At 70.5% G+C, this 17542-nt stretch carries 21 protein-coding genes; 7 read left to right on the top strand and 14 right to left on the bottom strand.

Going from position 1 to position 17542, the window contains the following annotated elements:
- Positions 1-57 precede the first annotated feature (57 nt).
- From MMSR116_RS07335 to MMSR116_RS07270, 14 genes are all read right to left on the bottom strand, one after another.
- Positions 58-1302, bottom strand: coding sequence for a divergent polysaccharide deacetylase family protein (locus MMSR116_RS07335; RefSeq protein ID WP_039892893.1), 1245 nt, complete (start codon positions 1300-1302; stop codon positions 58-60).
- Between the two features lie 169 nt (positions 1303-1471).
- Entirely contained in the window at positions 1472-2809 is a 1338-nt protein-coding gene (locus tag MMSR116_RS07330; RefSeq protein WP_010683519.1) for a S41 family peptidase, read from the bottom strand.
- Positions 2809-4173 carry a murein hydrolase activator EnvC family protein gene (locus MMSR116_RS07325; protein WP_010683518.1) on the bottom strand — a complete coding sequence of 455 codons (1365 nt, stop codon included), beginning with the start codon at positions 4171-4173 and terminating at the stop codon, positions 2809-2811. Before MMSR116_RS07325 ends, MMSR116_RS07330 begins: the two co-directional genes overlap by 1 nt.
- Before the next feature lie 6 nt (positions 4174-4179).
- A complete protein-coding gene (gene rlmH, locus MMSR116_RS07320; RefSeq protein ID WP_010683517.1) occupies positions 4180-4674 on the bottom strand; it encodes a 23S rRNA (pseudouridine(1915)-N(3))-methyltransferase RlmH in 495 nt (164 codons plus the stop codon).
- A gap of 14 nt (positions 4675-4688) precedes the next feature.
- Complete coding sequence (gene rsfS, locus MMSR116_RS07315) at positions 4689-5138, bottom strand: ribosome silencing factor (protein WP_010683516.1); 450 nt, start codon at positions 5136-5138, stop codon at positions 4689-4691.
- A complete protein-coding gene (locus MMSR116_RS07310) occupies positions 5135-5809 on the bottom strand; it encodes a nicotinate-nucleotide adenylyltransferase (protein ID WP_039892891.1) in 675 nt (224 codons plus the stop codon). Before MMSR116_RS07310 ends, rsfS begins: the two co-directional genes overlap by 4 nt.
- A gap of 19 nt (positions 5810-5828) precedes the next feature.
- Positions 5829-7127: a glutamate-5-semialdehyde dehydrogenase gene (locus MMSR116_RS07305; RefSeq protein ID WP_010683514.1), complete on the bottom strand. Its 1299-nt coding sequence runs from the start codon at positions 7125-7127 to the stop codon at positions 5829-5831.
- 161 nt (positions 7128-7288) lie between these two features.
- On the bottom strand, positions 7289-8404 hold the full coding sequence (gene proB, locus MMSR116_RS07300; protein WP_010683513.1) for a glutamate 5-kinase: 1116 nt from the start codon (positions 8402-8404) through the stop codon (positions 7289-7291).
- Between the two features lie 193 nt (positions 8405-8597).
- Entirely contained in the window at positions 8598-9626 is a 1029-nt protein-coding gene (obgE, locus tag MMSR116_RS07295) for a GTPase ObgE (protein WP_010683512.1), read from the bottom strand.
- Positions 9627-9715: 89 nt separating this feature from the next.
- Positions 9716-10312, bottom strand: a complete 597-nt coding sequence (locus tag MMSR116_RS07290; protein WP_010683511.1) for a GNAT family N-acetyltransferase — start codon at positions 10310-10312, stop codon at positions 9716-9718.
- Between the two features lie 185 nt (positions 10313-10497).
- On the bottom strand, positions 10498-10764 hold the full coding sequence (gene rpmA / locus MMSR116_RS07285) for a 50S ribosomal protein L27 (protein WP_010683510.1): 267 nt from the start codon (positions 10762-10764) through the stop codon (positions 10498-10500).
- 86 nt (positions 10765-10850) lie between these two features.
- Positions 10851-11165, bottom strand: coding sequence for a 50S ribosomal protein L21 (gene rplU / locus MMSR116_RS07280; protein WP_010683509.1), 315 nt, complete (start codon positions 11163-11165; stop codon positions 10851-10853).
- A 190-nt stretch (positions 11166-11355) separates the two neighbouring features.
- The gene (locus MMSR116_RS07275) at positions 11356-11739 is read right to left on the bottom strand and encodes a hypothetical protein (RefSeq protein WP_010683508.1); all 384 of its coding nucleotides are present in this window, start codon (positions 11737-11739) and stop codon (positions 11356-11358) included.
- A 55-nt stretch (positions 11740-11794) separates the two neighbouring features.
- Positions 11795-12427 (bottom strand): YceI family protein, encoded by a 633-nt coding sequence (locus tag MMSR116_RS07270; RefSeq protein ID WP_010683507.1) that lies wholly within the window; start codon positions 12425-12427, stop codon positions 11795-11797.
- Positions 12428-12562: 135 nt separating this feature from the next.
- Between MMSR116_RS07270 and ruvA the strand changes: the two genes are divergently transcribed.
- The 7 genes from ruvA (at position 12563) to MMSR116_RS07235 (ending at position 17541) form a co-directional block, all read left to right on the top strand.
- Positions 12563-13180 carry a Holliday junction branch migration protein RuvA gene (ruvA, locus tag MMSR116_RS07265; RefSeq protein ID WP_010683506.1) on the top strand — a complete coding sequence of 206 codons (618 nt, stop codon included), beginning with the start codon at positions 12563-12565 and terminating at the stop codon, positions 13178-13180.
- A 195-nt stretch (positions 13181-13375) separates the two neighbouring features.
- A complete protein-coding gene (locus tag MMSR116_RS31775) occupies positions 13376-13660 on the top strand; it encodes a (2Fe-2S)-binding protein (protein WP_083920207.1) in 285 nt (94 codons plus the stop codon).
- Positions 13661-13703: 43 nt separating this feature from the next.
- Positions 13704-14201, top strand: a complete 498-nt coding sequence (gene bfr, locus MMSR116_RS07255; RefSeq protein ID WP_010683505.1) for a bacterioferritin — start codon at positions 13704-13706, stop codon at positions 14199-14201.
- Between the two features lie 114 nt (positions 14202-14315).
- Complete coding sequence (dapB, locus tag MMSR116_RS07250) at positions 14316-15113, top strand: 4-hydroxy-tetrahydrodipicolinate reductase (protein WP_010683504.1); 798 nt, start codon at positions 14316-14318, stop codon at positions 15111-15113.
- 17 nt (positions 15114-15130) lie between these two features.
- Positions 15131-15766 (top strand): 2,3-bisphosphoglycerate-dependent phosphoglycerate mutase, encoded by a 636-nt coding sequence (locus MMSR116_RS07245; protein ID WP_010683503.1) that lies wholly within the window; start codon positions 15131-15133, stop codon positions 15764-15766.
- Entirely contained in the window at positions 15767-16414 is a 648-nt protein-coding gene (locus MMSR116_RS07240; protein ID WP_010683502.1) for an alpha-ketoglutarate-dependent dioxygenase AlkB, read from the top strand.
- A 158-nt stretch (positions 16415-16572) separates the two neighbouring features.
- A complete protein-coding gene (locus tag MMSR116_RS07235; RefSeq protein ID WP_010683501.1) occupies positions 16573-17541 on the top strand; it encodes a hypothetical protein in 969 nt (322 codons plus the stop codon).
- The last annotated feature ends 1 nt before the right edge of the window (position 17542 follow it).

Below are 17542 nucleotides of genomic sequence, written 5' to 3'. Positions count from 1 at the left end.
CAGGGGCCGAGTTTCGGTCGCTCGGTCTACCTGCGCGGATGGAGGTCGGGCGGTCACTCAATCCGCCGTGGAGACACGCTTGTCGCGTGCGCCGCGCAGGGCGACGCTGGCCGGCACGAGTCGGAGCCCGCGAGCGTCGAGATCCTTAGCCCAGCGGGCGATTCGATCGACGCTGAGCGCCGCGCCTCCGGCGGAGACGAGAACGAAGCCGTTGGCCTTGGCGCGCGCCTCGGCCTGGGCGAGGGCGGCGTCGATGGCGTCGGCGCGCGGCGTGGCGTCGAGGACGATCTCGGCGCGGGCGATCGGCGTGCGGGCCTTGTTGGCGGGGGCGGTCGCGGGCTTCGCGCCCGTCCCATCGTCGAGGAAGCCGAGGCCGCGACCTCCGATCTCCCGCAGGATCGGCTCGAACGCCGGATCCGCCATCAACTTGGAGCCCATGAAGTTCGCGACGCCGACATAGCCCGGGAAACGGGCGAGCGCCCAGGCGAGCCGGTCAGCGTTCTCCGGCCCCTTCAGCGCCGTGAGCAGGGCTTGCGGCCCCGGATCGCTGTCAGGATAGTCGAACGGCTCCATGGGCAGTTGAAGAAAGACCTCGTGTCCGGCGTCGCGCGCCCGGGCGGCCGCGCGTGCGGCCTCGCCGCCGTAGGGCACAAAGGCGAGACTGACGGCCGCCGGCAGGCGCGCGGTGGCGCCGGCCGTGGCGGCCTGGCCGACACCGAGTCCGGTCACCACGATGGCGATACGTGGTCCCGTTCCCGCCTCCTCAGCCCGGGCATATACGTCCAGGGCGCGCGCCCGACCCTCGCCGAGCTTCGGCATCACACCGTGGCGTCCCGTCTCGGTGATCCGCGGATCCGGCGCCGGAGCGAGGCGCGGCGCACTCGGCGGCGGCACGCGAATCACCACAGCGTCCGACGGGCCGGACCCGGCGGGCCGCACGACGGTCACGCCGGAGGCCGTCTCGATCTCCTCCGCGCTGCGCTGGAGCGACGTCGGGGTCGGGGCCGTCGTGGCGACCTGCGGCTCGGTGACGGGCGGCGAGGCGGCGGCCGGTGCGGGCCGGCCGGCCGGCTCACGGATCGTGATGCTGGCTTCGGCGCGGGGGTCACCGCCCCGGGGATCGCCGAGCGCCAGCACCAGCCCGACTGTGGCCGCGAGGGCGATCGCGATCGCGCCGCCCGTGACCCTCGGCCGACGTGCGAACGCGACGGCGCGTCCGAGCCTGCCGCTGGGCTGCTCCGGCGCTGCCGCCTCCGGTACCCCGAGGGGTCGCGTGAGCATATCGTCGGTGGACTCGGTCAAGCGGCTCTCGATGCGGGATCGCGCTCCCTGCACCGTCGGATGCGGCGCGGATCCCCGCCACCATTGCGGCTCCGCATGGTTAACGTTTCGCTAAAGCCGGACCCGGTACGAAAAACCGCCCGGCTTGGGGCCGGGCGGCTTCAAATCTCGCGCTCCGTAACTTGGCGGCTCAGTTCGGCAGGCTGGGCTTCTGCTGTGCCGCGGGGGTCCCGTTGGCCGCGCCCTTCTGGATGCCGTGCAGGAAGTCCACGGCCGAGATGAGCTGCTTGTCCTTCGCCGGATCCGGCGGCACGTAGGCGGAGGAGCCGCCGCGCTCGTCGGTGTCCTTCTGCTTCAGGTGGCCCTTCAGTCCGGCCTCACCCTTGGTCTCGTCCTTGCCCTTCAACTCGTCGGGCACGTCCTGCGTGACCTCGACATCCGGCTCGATACCCTTCGCCTGGATCGAGCGTCCCGACGGCGTGTAGTACCGCGCCGTGGTCAGCCGCAGCGCGCCGGAGCCGCCGAGCGGGATGATCGACTGAACCGACCCCTTGCCGAAGGAGCGGGTCCCCATGATCGTCGCGCGCTTGTGATCCTGCAAGGCGCCGGCGACGATCTCGGAGGCCGAGGCGGAGCCGCCGTTGACCAGCACAACCACCGGCTTGCCCTTGGTAAGGTCCCCCGACTTCGCCGAGAAACGCTGCGTCTCGTCCGGGTTGCGGCCGCGGGTCGAGACGATCTCACCGCGGTCCAGGAACGCGTCCGACACCATCACGGCCTGGTCGAGCAGGCCGCCCGGGTTGTTGCGCAGGTCGATGACGTAGCCCTTGATCTTGTCGGCACCGATCTCGCCGGTCAGCTTGTCGATCGCCGCCCGCATGCCGTCGAAGGTCTGCTCGTTGAACTGGGTCAGGCGGATGTAGGCGACGTCGCCGCCCTCGACCTTCGAGCGGACCGGCTTGATCTTGATCACGTCCCGCGTGAGCGTGACGTCGATCGGATCCTTCGACTCCTTGCGGCTGATCTTGAGCTTCACGTTCGAGTTCACAGGGCCGCGCATCTTGTCGACCGCCTGGTTCAGGGTGAGGCCCTGAACCTGATCGTCGTCGATCTGCGTGATGATGTCGTTGGCGAGCAGCCCCGCCTTGGCGGCCGGGGTGTCGTCGATCGGCGTGACGACCTTGATCAGGCCGTCCTCCATGGTGACCTCGATGCCGAGCCCGCCGAACTCGCCGCGGGTGGTGGTCTGCATGTCGCGGAACGCCTTGGCGTCCATGTAGCTCGAATGCGGATCGAGCGAGGTCAGCATGCCGTTGACGGCCGCCTCGATCATCTTCGACTCGTCCGGCTTCTCGACGTAGTCGGTGCGGACCTTCTCGAAGACGTCGCCGAACAGGCTGAGCTGGCGATAGGTCTCGGCCGAGGCGGCCACGGCGCGCGGACCCGACAGGAAATCGGTCTGCGTGGCTACCATGGAGGTGCCGGCACCCAGGAAGGCGCCCAGCATGATCAGGGATGTCTTGCGCATCAGCCGCGAACCTTCTCGCCAAGTACCGTATTGTTCGGGCTCTTCGCCCACCACGGCTCCGGATCGATGGAGCCGCCGTCCTTCTTGAACTCGACGTACAAGGTCGGATCGCCGTCGGACCCGGGTGGCCCAGCACCCTTGTCGCCCATGCTGCCGACCGGTTCGCCCGCGAGCACGAACTGCCCGACCTCGACGCTGATCTGATCCATCCCCGCGAGCAGGAGATAGTAGCCGTCGCCCGCGTTGATGATCAAGAGTTGCCCGTACGACCGAAAGGGCCCCGCGAACTGCACCCACCCGTCCGCCGGGGCAGAGACCGTCGCCTTCGGGCGCGTCGTGAAGGACACGCCCCGCGTGGTCCCGCCGTTGCCGTCGGGCTGGTTGAAGCCGCGTGTGAGCCGTCCACTGACGGGCCGCGGCACTTCGCCCCGCACGTCGGCGAAATGCACCTTCGGGGCCAGGCGTGCCGGATCACGGAACCCGGCCGCGGCAAATCGTTCCTGCGTGACCTTGACCTCTCGTTCGGCCGCAGCCTTCGCCTCCTCGGCGGTCTTCCTGGCGGCGGCCGCTTCGGCCTCGGTCCGGTCCATCAAATCCTTGAGGGTCTTGGCCTGAGCCCCGAGCTCCGCGGCCCGCCGACGCTCGGTGGACAAGCCGCTCTCGATCTCGGCCTGCCGGGCGCGGCGGGCCGCGACCAGCGCCTGCAGGCGCTGCTGCTCGCGCGCCCAGCCGGCGAGATCGGAGGCCAGACCTTCCTTGTCCTGCGCGATCAGGCCGCGCAGGCGGATCATCTCCGCGAGATCGGCCGCGAGGGTGTCGACCTCGCCTCGCAACTCCGGCACGACGGCGCCGAGCAGCATCGAGGTGCGTATGGCCGCGAGGACGTCCTCGGGGCTCACGAGAACCGCGGGCGGCGGCCGGCGCCCCATCCGCTGAAGCGCCGCCAGGATCTCCGCGACGATGCCGCGGCGGGCCTGGAGCGAGCGCCGGATCGCGGCCTCACTCTCGCCCATCGCCTTCAAGCGCTCTTCCAGGCGGCTCAGACGCTCCTCGGTCGCCTGCGCTTGGCGACCCGCATCGAGGAGCGCGGCATCCAGCTTGGCCCTGTCGGTCCCGATCGTGGCAATCTCGGCCTCGGCCTGGGCCCGCTGGCCGGCGCTGGCGGCGAGCGCCTCCTGCACGCGCTTGAGATTTTCGGCGCGGCGATCGCGCTCCTCGGCGGCGCGCTGAGCCGAATCCGCGTCGGCGGGCATCTCGGAACGCACCGGCGTCGCAGCAACGGCGAGGGCCAGCAGGACGACGGCGCGCAGCCGGTGCTGAGGACCACGGAAGGCAACCGCCCGCAGTCTTTCCACGGTCGACATGGCCGATCAGCCCGCCTCGCCGCGATGATAGGGGTGACCCGCCAAGAGGGTCAGGCTCCGATAAATCTGTTCGAGGGCGAGCACGCGCACAAGTCCGTGGGGCAGGGTGGCAGCCCCGAAAGACAGGATCAGCTCCGCCTTCGTCCGAATTGAGGCGTCCAGACCATCCGGGCCCCCGATAGCCACGACGAGGGCAGGGCGCGCGACGTCGCGCCACGCGGCGACGCGGTCCGCTAGGGCCTCGCTGGTGACATCGGCCCGCCCGCGTTCGTCGTAGGCGAGTAGGACCCCCCCAGGGGGCAGATGGGTCAAGAGCGCGGCCGCCTCTTCGGCACAGCGGTCGGTGGCGCGCCGGGCCCGCGATTCCGGGATCTCGAGGCTGTCACAGGCGGGAAAGCCCAGTCCACGCCCCAACTGGGCCGCGCGGTCGCGATATCGTGACGCGAGTTCCCGCTCCGGACCGGCCTTGAGCCGGCCGACCGCCGCGAAGATCAGACGCAATCCGGACGTCCGCCCTAGCCGGCGGCGAGCCCGACCGGACGATCAGCGCCCCACATCTTCTCCAGATTGTAGAAGCCGCGAACCTCGGGGCGGAAGATGTGAACGAGCACGTCGCCCGCGTCGATCAGCACCCAGTCGCAGGCAGGCAAGCCTTCGACCCGAGCATTGCCGAAGCCGCGATTCTTCATTTCCTGGATCACCTTGTCGGCGATCGAGCCGACATGGCGCTGCGACCGGCCGGACGTGATGATCATCGTGTCGGCGAGCGAGGTCTTACCGGCGAGGTCGATGGCGATCGTCTCCTCGGCCTTCATCTCGTCGAGGCATCCGAGGGCCAGGGCCTTCAGGTCGTCCGAGCGCGCCTGGCCGGAGGTATCCGGGGCCTGGACGGGGGTGCGGATCGTCTCCGTTTGAATGGTCTCGGGCAGAGTCCTGGTTCCTCGTGGTGCCGCAGGCGACGTCACGCCCCGCGGGATCGTCTGAAATTGGCGGTATCGGCCGTCGATTGCAACCGTGGCGACCCCGAATGCGCAGTGCGTCCCCGAACGGCCTCGCGGATCGCCGTCGATGACAGCGTGGAGCGGGGACCGTGCAGGAAGACCCAGGCCGGGGGAGCGCGCGTCGCGAGCGTCGCCGCAGCTTCTTCAGGCAGGCGCGCGCCAGCCAGCCGGCGCGCCGCCCGGGCGCTCAGCGGGGTCATGGTCGAGCCCGGACGATCGATGACCGCCATGGGCATCAGCCGGGCGATCTCGGCGAAGCCCTTCCAGCGGTGGAACGTCGCCAGCGAGTCGGCGCCCATGATCCAGACGAAGTGGACGCCGGGCCGATGGCGCTTCAGGAACCGCAGGGTCTGGACCGTGAAGCGCACGTTGAGCGCCGCCTCGATGCCGGTCACCGCGATGCGCGGATGTCGCGCGACCGACCGGGCCTGCGCGCAGCGCACGGTGACGGGAGGGAGCGCCTTTCGGCTCTTGAGAGGGTTGCCCGGGCTGACGAGCCACCAGACCCGGTCCAGCCCGAGTCGCCGCATCGCCATGAGGGTGACATGGCGATGGCCCAGATGAGCGGGATTGAAGGATCCGCCGTAGAGGCCGATCCGCATGCCGGGGGCGCTCGGCGGCAGGGTCAGCCGCACGCCGGCTCCTGGATGGGCGTCACGGACGCGTCTGGCCGCTGCCGTGGACGCGGTACTTGAAGGTGGTCAGCTGCTCGACCCCCACCGGCCCGCGCGCATGCATGCGCCCGGTGGCGATGCCGATCTCGGCACCGAAGCCGAACTCGCCGCCATCCGCGAACTGCGTGGAGGCGTTGTGGGTCACGATCGCGGAATCGACCTCCGCCAAAAACCGCGTGGCCTCCGCGTCGTCCTCGGTGATGATCGCGTCCGTGTGGTGCGAGCCGTAGGTCTCGATGTGCTCGATCGCCGCGGCGATCCCGTCCACCACCCGCACCGCGATGATCGCGTCGAGATATTCCGTGTGCCAGTCCTCCTCGGAGGCAGCGGTGACCCGGGAGTCGACGGCCCGCGTCTCGGCGTCGCCGCGAACGGCGCACCCGGCATCCAGCAGGGCGCCGACCAGGGATGCGAGATGCGTCCCCGCGCAGGCCCGGTCCACCAGCAGCGTCTCGGCCGCGCCACAGACGCTGGTCCGGCGCATCTTGCTGTTCAGGAGGACGGTGCGCGCCATGTCGAGGTCGGCCGCTGCGGCCACGTAGACGTGGTTGATGCCGTCGAGATGGGCGAAGACCGGCACGCGGGCCTCGGCCTGGACGCGCGCCACGAGGCCGCGCCCGCCGCGGGGCACAATCACGTCGACGCAGCCGTCAAGTCCGGCGAGCATCAGACCCACGGCGGCCCGGTCGCGCGTCGGCACGAGCTGGATCGCGTTCTCCGGCAAGCCGGCATCGGCGAGGCCCTGACTCATCGCCCGGGCGATGGCCATGGCGGTGCGGTGGCTGTCGGAGCCCGCCCGCAGGATGGCAGCGTTTCCGGCCTTCAGGCACAGCGCGCCGGCATCCGCGGTCACGTTCGGCCGACTCTCGAAGATGACGCCGACGACACCGAGGGGCACGGCGACCCGCTCGATCAGGAGGCCGTTGGGCCGCTCGATGGCGGCGAGCTGGCGTCCCACGGGATCCGCCAGCGACCCGACCTTCTCCACGGCCTCCGCGATGGCCGACAGGCGGCCAGGATCCAGGGTCAGGCGGTCGATCAGCGCGGCGCTCTGACCGGCGTTGCGGGCGGCCGCCACGTCGCGGGCGTTCTCGACGAGGATCTCGTCGCGGTTCGCGCGCAGGCGCTCGGCGATCCGCTTGAGCGCCACGTCCTTGGTCCGCGCGGAGGCCAGCGCCATCAGCCGGGCGGCGGCTCGGGCGCGCCGGCCGATCGCCGCCATCTGCTCCGGCAGGGCGTCGGCCTCGGCGAAATCCGATCTCAGGTTTAGGACGGGCACGCTGGCGTCCTCGGTTGGCGGCGCCCTATGCTTCGGCGCGACAGAGAGAAGACGCCGTATTTGCACATCGCGCGCCGCACGCACAAGGGTGTCCGAGTGCTGGTCGACGCAATAATCAATTCGGAGATGATTGTGATTAATCCAGTGCGGAAAGTCGAGAACTAGAACAATGCCAAGTCATCCCGATGAACCATCCAGGCGCGACCGGGATAGTTGAGCAATTCCGGGATACGCGCGCTGGGATGCCCGATGATCAAGGCGGCTTCCGCGCTGTCGTAGGCGACGAGCCCGCGGCCGTGGACACGGCCGTCGCCATCGCGGATCACCACCGCATCGCCGCGGGAGAAGCTGCCTTCTATGGCGCGGACGCCCACCGGCAGGAGGCTCGCGCCGCCACGCAGCGCCTTCACGGCGCCCGCGTCGATGGTGAGGCTGCCACGCGGTTCGAGGGAGCCGGCGATCCAGGTCTTCCGGGCAGCGGTCGGCGTGGACCCGGAGAGGAACCACGTGCAGCGAGCCCCATCCCGAACGGCGCGCAGCGGGTTCTTCTGCCGACCGTCCGCGATCACGAGGTGCGTGCCGCCGGAGGCTGCGATCTTGGCCGCCTCGATCTTGGTGCGCATGCCGCCGCGGGACAGCTCGGAGGCCGGGCCGCCCGCCATCGCCTCGATCTCAGGGGTGATGCGCTCGACCACCGGCAGATGCTGCGCGTTCGGGTCGCTTTTCGGCGGCGCCGTGTACAGGCCGTCGATATCCGAGAACAGGACCAGCACGTCGGCATCGATCATGGTGGCGACCCGGGCGGCGAGGCGATCGTTGTCGCCGTAACGGATCTCCGACGTCGCCACCGTGTCGTTCTCGTTGACGACCGGCACCGCGCGCATCTCGAGCAGTTTGAGCACGGTGGCGCGGGCATTGAGGTAGCGGCGCCGCTCCTCCGTATCCTGGGGCGTCACGAGGATCTGGCCGGCGACGATGCCGTGATGACCGAGCGCTTCGGCCCAATGCCGCGCCAGAGTGATTTGCCCCACCGAGGCCGCACCCTGGCTCTCTTCCAGCCGCAAGGCTCCGGAGGGCAGCCCGAGCACGGTGCGCCCGAGCGCGATGCTGCCCGAGGAGACGACCAGGACATCGACGCCGCGCGCGTGCAACTCGGCGATGTCCTCAGCCAGCGCCGCGAGCCAGGCGTGCCGCAGACGCCCGGCCCCCCGGTCGACGAGGAGGGCCGACCCGACCTTGAGGACGACGCGGCGGAAATCTTCGAGGACGGGGATCATGATGCTTGCGGGTCCGGGTCGATCGAGGCGATTTGAACGAAGATCGCGCTGTTGAACAGCCACTCCGCCTCGCGGCGATCACCCGTCACGATGGCGTTGGATCAGCGGCCTGTCGGGTGTCCGCAGGCTTCCGGCAGGGCGGCGAGGCGCAGGCCGGACCAGGCTGCCGCGGGGGGCGAGGAGCTCCCGCGAATCACGGCTGCCAAGCCACGGCCGGCTGCCGCTCGGCCTCCGCGCTGGCGTCGATTTCCGCCTGGAGCGCCCGAAGCGCCTCCGGCACGCCTTTCCGGCTGGCGGAGGACAGGACCAGCGGTGCACGACCGGCCGCCCGCTTCAGCTTGGCAACCTGGCTCTTCAGGGTCTCGGCGTCGAGGGCATCCGCCTTCGAGAGGGCGACGACCTCGGGCTTCTCCGCCAGACCGTTGCCGTAGGCTTCGATCTCGCCACGAACCAGCTTGTAGGTCTTGCCGGCATGCTCCGTGGTGCCGTCCACGAGGTGCAGCAGCACGCGGCAGCGCTCGACGTGGGCGAGGAACCGGTCGCCCAGCCCGACGCCCTCGTGCGCGCCCTCGATCAGGCCCGGGATGTCGGCGAGGACGAATTCGCGCCCGTCCGAGCGCACGACGCCGAGCCCGGGATGCAGCGTCGTGAACGGGTAATCGGCGATCTTCGGCTTCGCCGCCGTGACGCTGGCCAGGAAGGTCGACTTGCCGGCATTCGGCAGGCCGACGAGCCCGGCATCGGCGATCAGCTTGAGCCGCAGCCAGATCCACATCTCCTGGCCTTCCTGGCCGGGATTGGCGTGCTTCGGAGCGCGGTTCGTCGAGGTGGTGAAGTAGGCGTTGCCGAAGCCGCCGTTGCCGCCCTTCGCGAGGCGGATCTTCTGGCCGACCTCGGTCAGGTCGGCGAGCAGCGTCTCGCCGTCCTCGGCGAAGATCTGCGTGCCGGCCGGGACCTTCAGGACCGCGTCGGCGCCGTTGGCGCCGTGGCAGTTCGAGCCCATGCCGTGCTCGCCCTTCCGGGCCTTGAAGTGCTGCTGGTAGCGGTAGTCGATCAGGGTGTTGAGACCCTCGACGCACTCCACCCAGACATCGCCGCCGCGGCCGCCGTCGCCGCCGTTCGGTCCCCCGAACTCGATGAACTTCTCCCGCCGGAACGAGACGCAGCCGGGACCGCCATCACCGGAGCGGACATAGACCTTGGCTTCGTCGAGGAACTTCACGACCTGAATCCTTTGTCGGGTGCGGGTTCGCGACCCGCACCATCACCGTGTCGACGGCCGCCGGCCAGCCCCGGCGCCGTGGCGCCGCCTCAGGCGGCTGCCGTCATCGCCGGCTCGGACGACGGCCTCTGCCAGCGCCGCCGGTCGAGGCGGAAGAGATCGACCGGCAGATCCTCACCGCGCGCCGGGAAGGGCCGGATCGCGCTGCCGGCCGGCACGAAGCCGCAGCTCTCCAGAACGCGCCGGGACGCCGGGTTGACCGTGCGGGCCGACGCCGAGAGTTCCGCGCCGCCGGTATAGGCGAAGAAGGCGTGGCACAGGGCCGTCACGGCCTCGGCCATCAGGCCGCTTCCCCAGTAGGCCCGCCCGAGCCAGTAGCCGAGCTCCGGCGGCGCGTCGGCCGGCGCCTCGATGCTGATGACACCGATGAGGCTGCCGGGCGCCGCCCGCGGCGCGAGGGCGAGCGTGAGGGCCGAACCGGCGGTGTTCTGCGCGCGTGCCTGAAGCAGGAACGCATCCACGACCGGGGCCGGGAGCGGGTGCGGCACCCGCGCCAGCATCGCGGCGACCGACGGGTCGCCGGCCAGCTTCAGGATCGCGTCCCTGTCCTTCGCGGTCGGCCAGCGCAGCCACAGCCGCCGCGTCTCGATCCGGAAAACGTCATCACGGGTCAGATCGGGGAACATCGTGCCCTCGCAGGGCGGCGCTCCCGGCTCCGGGTCACCGCCTCAAGACGACGAAGGGGAGGATGGCGTCCCATCCTCCCCGGGGTTCCGTCCGATCCGGCCCGTCAGGGGCTCGGCAACGACGTCTCCGGTCCGGTGTGGGACACCGGGCGGGACGCCAGCTTCGCCTCAAAGGCGCCCGCCTCTTATTCCGCGGCCTCGGCCAGCGGGGTAACGGCTACGAAGGCGCGCCCGCGGCGCGTCTCGAAGCGGACATGGCCCGGTACCAGCGCGAACAGCGTGTGGTCCTTGCCCATGCCGACATTGGCGCCGGGATGCCATTTGGTGCCGCGCTGACGCACGATGATGTTGCCCGGAATGACCGATTCCGCGCCGAACTTCTTGACGCCGAGGCGCCGGCCTTCCGAGTCGCGACCGTTGCGGGACGAACCGCCAGCCTTCTTGTGTGCCATGGGATGAGCTCCGAATTCTGATGGGCTTCGATGCGGTCGCGGATCGGTCCCTCAGGGGACCGGACGCGCCCAGCGTCTGGCGTGCGTCAGGCCGAAATGCCGGTGATGCGCACGACCGTGTGGTCCTGCCGATGGCCGCGCTTGCGGCGCGAGTTCTGCCGGCGGCGCTTCTTGAAGGCGATGACCTTCTTGTCGCGTCCGTGGCGCACGATCTCGCCGGTGACGCTGATGCCCGACAGGGTCGGTGCGCCGACCTGGGTCGCGCCCGCGCCGTCGGCGAACAGGAGGACCTCGCCGAAGGTCACGGCCTCGCCGGCCTCGCCGGCCAGGGAGGCGATGGTGATGGTGTCGTTGGCGGCGACGCGGTACTGCTTACCGCCCGTCTTGATGACTGCGAACATCGTTCTCTCGTGTTCTCGAACGGCCTCCGGGGCGGCTGCCCCTGGACCGGCTTCTTGTTTGAAGTCATTGCACGGGCTTGTGCCCGGACAACGCGAAACGCGCGGACCTCAGGGAGGCCGCGCGCCATGCGGGGTCACTACGGGCGCGGGCACCACATGTCAATCCGCGCGTCGATCCGCGCGGCCCGGATCAGCGGATCGGCGCGCCGGTCACCAGGATCCCCTTGGCGACCGTGCCCTGCGGACCGAAGGCCGCCAGAGCCTCGGCGCACCAGGCCTCGCGGCCCACGGCGGCCAGTTGCTGGCGCACCTGGGTCGACCGGGTCCGCAGCTTCTGCTCCAGCAGGGCTTCCTGGCCGGCATTCACGCGGGCGGCGAGGCGCAGCGTCGTGAGCTGCCCGGCCCTGACCTGGACACCCGGACAGGCCTGCTCGGCGATGATCGTCGTGGAGGCGGCATCGGCGTAGTTGTCGAGCGGTGAGGCCGGGCTCGTCGGGGCGACCGGAACCTGCGCGACGGCCGGGCCGGCGAGGAGCAGACTCAGACAGGCGGCGATGGCACGTGGGCTCCGCAAAGCTCAAAACTCCCTGGTGTCGCCAACCCCCTCGGCGACTGTGCGGCACGCACCGCTACGGGGCAGCCTTGAACTCGCCCTCGATGCGCAAGGTCACCTCGTCGCCGAGATGGGGGAGATAGGCGTTGATCCCGAACTCCGACCTCTTGATGACGGCGCGCCCGTCGAAGCCCACGGTGTAGCGCTGGTCGACCGGGTGGATGCCGGCTTGGTTGAAGGTCGCGTCGATGGCGAGCGGCCGCACGGTGCCGCGCAGGTTCAGGTCGCCGGTGATCCGCGCCGTCGTCGGGCTCGTCGGCTCGACCGTCGTGGCCGTGAAGGTGGCGTTCGGGAACTTCGCGGTGTCGAAGAAATCCGGCGCCGCGAGGTGCTCGTTGAGGCGCGCGCTGCCGGTGATCACACCGCCGAGCGGCACGCTCACCTCAAGCCGGCTCTTGTCCGGCGCCTTGGGATCGAGGGTGAGCGTTCCCGTCAGGCCGGTGAACTGGCCGTAATAGGTCGAGTAGCCGAGATGCGAGACCGACCACGTGACCTTGCCGTGATCCGGATCCAGCACGTAGGCACCCGGGCGCACCTGCGTCGGATCGGCACTCGGCGCGACCGGCACGCCCTTGCCGGCCGGATCGTCGGCTGCCTGAGCCGGCCCCAAGGAGAGGAGGCCGATCAGGGCGAGAAGTGGCGCGCGCATTCTTGTCCCCCCGGAGCGCGGCCAAGCCCGGCCGGCGCGGGGCCCGTGATTTCACGATCTCCCTGCGCGCTCAAGCACGTCTGGCGGTGACCGGCGCGCTTCTGTAGTCAGCCCTGAACAGCGGGCAGGCATGGCATGATCGGCAAGCTCAAGGGCGTGGTGGACTCCTTCGGCGAGGATTTCGTGATCCTCGACGTGGCGGGGGTGGGCTACATTGCCCATTGCTCGGCGCGCACACTGCAGCGCATGCCCAAGGTCGGCGAACCGGCGGAGCTGTCGATCGAGACCCATGTCCGCGAGGACATGATCCGCCTCTACGGCTTCCGGTCGGACGCCGAGCGCGAATGGTTCCGGCTGCTCCAGACCGTCCAGGGCGTCGGCGCCCGCGTCGCCCTCGGGGTGCTGTCGGTCCTAGAGCCCGAAGCCCTGGCCGGCGCCATCGCGACGGGCGACAAGGGCGCGATCAGCCGTGCCCCCGGCGTCGGGCCCCGGCTCGCGGCCCGGCTGGCGGCCGAGCTGAAGGACAAGGCTCCGGCCTTCGCGCCCGTCGATCCCGCCCTCGTCGCCTTGACCGGCGCCGTGGAGGAGGGCGCGGCTCCGCAGCCGGTGGCGGATGCGGTCTCGGCGCTCGTGAATCTCGGCTACCCGCAGGTCCAGGCCGCCGCCGCTATCGCGGCCGCGCTCAAGGGCGCGGGGGAGGGTGCGGAGGCCAAGGTCCTGATCCGTCTGGGCCTGCGCGAACTCGCCCGCTGAGGGGCGCGCGGCAGACCCTTCGAGGCCCGTCCCGATCGCCCGCCCTTGACCCGCCGGAGCAGCGGTGCCATGTCCGCCCCGGCCAGTAAAACATTGAAAAGCAAGCTACTTTTCAATCTTTCTAATCTGGCGCGGCAGCTCGGGGCGGTCCGGAAGACCGTGGCGGGCACGGGGATGGCGGGATTAGCGGCGCGGATGATCGTCTGCTCTTGTAATGTCATATCGGATGGCGCGGTTCGCGGGTGTCTCGCGCCCGGACCGGGCTGCCCGCGCACCCCCGCCCAGGTCTACGCCTGCCTGGGATGCAGCCCGAAATGCGGGCGCTGCGCCCGCACCATCCGGTCCATCATGCAGAGCGCCCTTGGCTCGGTAGCTGGGCCGTTGCCGGCCGTCGAGGGCAGCCATGCCTGCACGACGGCTTGCGCCAGCGCCTGTAGTTTGGTGAAATTCCAAACTGCGGATGAGGGAGTCGCAGCCTGATGCTTCTGCCCCCGCCTGAAAGAACGGTAAGGAGTACGGGGGCATGAAGGGCGACACCAAGGTCATCGAGTACCTCAACCGCGGGCTGCGCAGCGAGTTGACGGCCGTCAGCCAGTATTGGCTGCACTTTCGCATGCTCAATGACTGGGGCTACATCGACCTGGCCAAGTTCTGGCGCAAGGAATCGATCGAGGAGATGAACCACGCGGACCGGTTCGTCGACCGGATCCTGTTCCTCGACGGGTTCCCGAACCTCCAGGAACTCGACCCGCTGCGGATCGGCCAGAACGTCCAGGAAATCATCGAGTGCGATCTCGCCGCCGAGAACGAGGCGCGCCGCCTCTACCTTGAGGCTGCTCAGTACTGTGATTCGATCAATGATCGCGTCTCCAAGATCCTGTTCGAGGATCTGGCGACCGATGAGGAAGGCCATATCGACTTCCTCGAGACGCAACTGGAACTGATCAAGCAGATCGGCCTGCCGCTCTACGCGCAGAAGCACATCGGCGGGCTGGAACAGATCGCGCCCGAGAAGGACTGAGGCCGTTCGACCCCGGGCGCCGTGACGGCGTCTTCCGGGGTGACGGACAACGCGGGAGGGGTCGGGCCGACAGGGTCCGACCGCTCCACGCCCCTGACGGAGATGGGACTCGGGATGCGGCTGGTGGTGGTCGGCGCCGACGGGCGCATGGGTCGGATGCTGGTGCGCGCGGTGGCCCAGGCCGAGGGCTGCACCCTGTCCGCGGCGATCGAGCGGGCGGGCTCCCCCGCGCTGGGGCAGGACGCCGGGACGCTCGCTGGTCTGCCGGCCCTCGATGTCCCCGTGACGGACGATCCGCTCGCGGCCTTCGCGGCCGCCGACGGCGTGCTCGACTTCACGGCCCCGGCCGCCACCGTGGCCTTCGCGGAACTCGCCGCCCAGGCCCGCATCGTCCACGTCGTCGGGACGACCGGCCTGTCCGAGGAGGATCTGGCGAAGCTGAAGGCGGCGTCCTACCACGCCCGCATCGTGCAGTCGGGCAACATGTCGCTCGGCATCAACCTGATGACCGAGCTGGTGCGGCGGGTGGCCAAGTCGCTGGGCGACGAGTTCGACATCGAGATCTTGGAGATGCACCACCGCATGAAGGTGGACGCGCCCTCCGGCACGGCGCTGATGCTCGGCGAGGCCGCCGCCGAGGGCCGCGGCGTGGACTTGAAGGCCGTCCGCGTCTCGACCCGGGACGGGATCACCGGCGCCCGCAAGCCCGGCGACATCGGCTTCGCCACCCTGCGGGGCGGCAGCGTCGTGGGCGACCACAGCGTGACCTTCGCCGGGATCGGCGAGAGCCTCACGATCAGCCACCACGCCGCCGATCGCGGCCTGTTCGCCGCGGGCGCCGTCAAGGCGGCGCTCTGGGCGCATCCCAAGCCGCCGGGCCTCTACGCCATGGCGGACGTGCTCGGCCTGTGACCGGAGGCGCTGCGGCCATGGAGCGGCTCCTCGTCCTCGTCCGGCACGGCCAGAGCGAGTGGAACCTCAAGAACCTGTTCACGGGCTGGCGCGACCCGGACCTGACGGAGCGCGGCGTCGCGGAGGCCCGGGCGGCCGGCACGGCGCTCAGGCGTGACGGCTACGGCTTCGACGCGGCGTTCACCTCCGAGCTGGTCCGGGCGCAGCGCACCTGCTCCCTGATCCTGGAGGAGATGGGCCTGCAGGGCATTCCGGTCGCGCGCGACCGCGCGCTGAACGAGCGCGACTACGGCGACCTCGTGGGACTCAACAAGGACGACGCCCGCGCCCGATGGGGCGAGGCGCAGGTCCATGCCTGGCGCCGGTCGTACGACGTGCGGCCCCCCGGAGGCGAGAGCCTGAAGGACACCGCCGCGCGGGTCCTGCCCTGCTACATCACGGCGATCCTGCCCCGGGTGATGGCGGGCGAGCGCGTGCTGGTGGCGGCGCACGGCAACTCGCTGCGCGCCCTCGTGATGGTTCTCGACCGCCTGGGCGAAGATTCCGTTCCGGATCTTCAGATCAAGACGGGCGTGCCGCTGGTCTATCGCCTGAATGCCGATACGACGGTCGCCTCGAAGACGGTTCTCGCCCGGGACGGCGACGGGGCCTGAATGGCGACCGCGCTCGCGCCCGGGCTGATCCACCATCCGGGCTACCTCGACGCGGCGGCCCGCGCCCGGCTCGCGGCCGAGATCGCCGCCATCCTCGCCGACGCCCCGCCCGTCACACCGCGCATGCCCCGGACCGGCAAGCCCTTCTCGGTGCGCATGTCGAATGCCGGGCCGCTCGGCTGGGTGTCGGACGTCCGGGGCTACCGCTACCAGCCGGCGCATCCCGAGACCGGCCGTCCCTGGCCCGCCATGCCTCCGACCGCGCTCGCAGCCTGGGCGGCGCTTGCGGCGTGTCCGGCCGCGCCTGAGGCCTGCCTGATCAATCTCTACGCCCCCGGAACCCGCATGGGCCTGCATCAGGACCGCGACGAGGCGGAGTTCAGCGCGCCGGTGCTCTCGCTCTCGCTCGGCGCGGACGCCCTGTTCCGCTACGGCGGCTTGCGGCGCACCGACCCGACGCGCTCGATCCGCCTGTCCTCGGGCGATGCCCTCGTGATCGGGGGCCCCTCGCGGTTGATCTTCCACGGGGTCGACCGGCTCTATCCCGTCGGCGATTGTCTCGCCGAGGAGAGTCTCCTGGGGGAGCTGCCCCCGGACGGTCGCTGCAACCTCACGCTCCGGCGCGTCACCCCCTGCGGCACGCCATGACGGGGCGGCGGCGCCGGCATCGGCCTGGCCGTCTCCCGACGATCTCCCCTCATCGTGATGCCCGGCGCCGTTCGCTCGCGGCTTGACAGATCCGGTCGTCGGGCAGACCCATCGCGGTCGGAGCCCCGGGGCGGGCCCGAGAGGAGAACCGAGTTCCGATGCTGGTGCGCAACCTGACGCTGCATCTCGGGCGTGCTCTCTGCGCGGCCGCCCTGGCGGCCAGCCTCGGTTCCGCCGCCCGGGCCGGTGATCCCGTCTTCCCGCCGGGGTCCCGCTTCGGCTTCGACCCGCCGTCCGACATGTCGCTGTCGCGGCGCTTCTCGGGCTTCGAGCGCAAGGAGGGCGGCGCGACCCTGTCGGTGGTGGAGCTGCCGCCGAACGCCTTCGCGGAGCTCGTCAGCGGCTTCACCGACGCGAACCTCCTGAGCCAGGGCTTCGCGGTCGAGAAGCGCGAGGAGGTCAAGATCGGCGACAACGAGGGCATGCTCTACACCGGCGAGCAGCCCGCCGACCCCAACGCCTCCACGCCGGCGATCCGCAAGTGGATCCTGGTCGTCGGTGCGCCCACCGTCACGGGACTGATCATCGCCCAGGCGCTGCCGGATGCCGAGACCGAGGCGACGATGCGCAAGATGGTGACCGGCGTCGCCGTGCGCCCGGCCCTGAGCCTGACCCAGCAGATCGACGCGCTGCCCTTCCGCATCTCCGACATGGCGGGCTTCCGCCCGGTGCGGGTTCTGGCCGGCAATTCGGTCCTGCTGACCCAGGGCCCCAAAGATCAGATGCAGAACCTGGAGCAGCCGATCCTCGTGCTGGCGCAGGCGGTCCAGCAGCCGCCCACCGCCGAGCAGCGGGACGGCTTCGCCCGCGCCGCCCTGGCGTCGAACCAGACCCTCAAGGATTTCGTCATCGAGCGTGCGCAGAGCTACCGCTCGAACGGCGTCGACTGGCACGAGATCGTGGCCCGCGCCATCGATCAGCCGACCAACGTGCCGGTGGTGGTCTCGCAGACCATCCGGTTCGCCCCGGACGGCTACCTGCGCGCCCTGGGCGTCGTCCGCGAGGATCAGCGCACGGGCGTGCTCGCCAAGTTCCGCGAGGTCGTGGACAGCGTGCAGGTGAAGTAGC

Source organism: Methylobacterium mesophilicum SR1.6/6 (assembly GCF_000364445.2).
GTDB classification, from domain to species: domain Bacteria; phylum Pseudomonadota; class Alphaproteobacteria; order Rhizobiales; family Beijerinckiaceae; genus Methylobacterium; species Methylobacterium mesophilicum_A.
The sequence above is the reverse complement of the archived record's forward strand: the minus strand, read 5'-3'. Positions and strand labels throughout refer to the sequence as shown.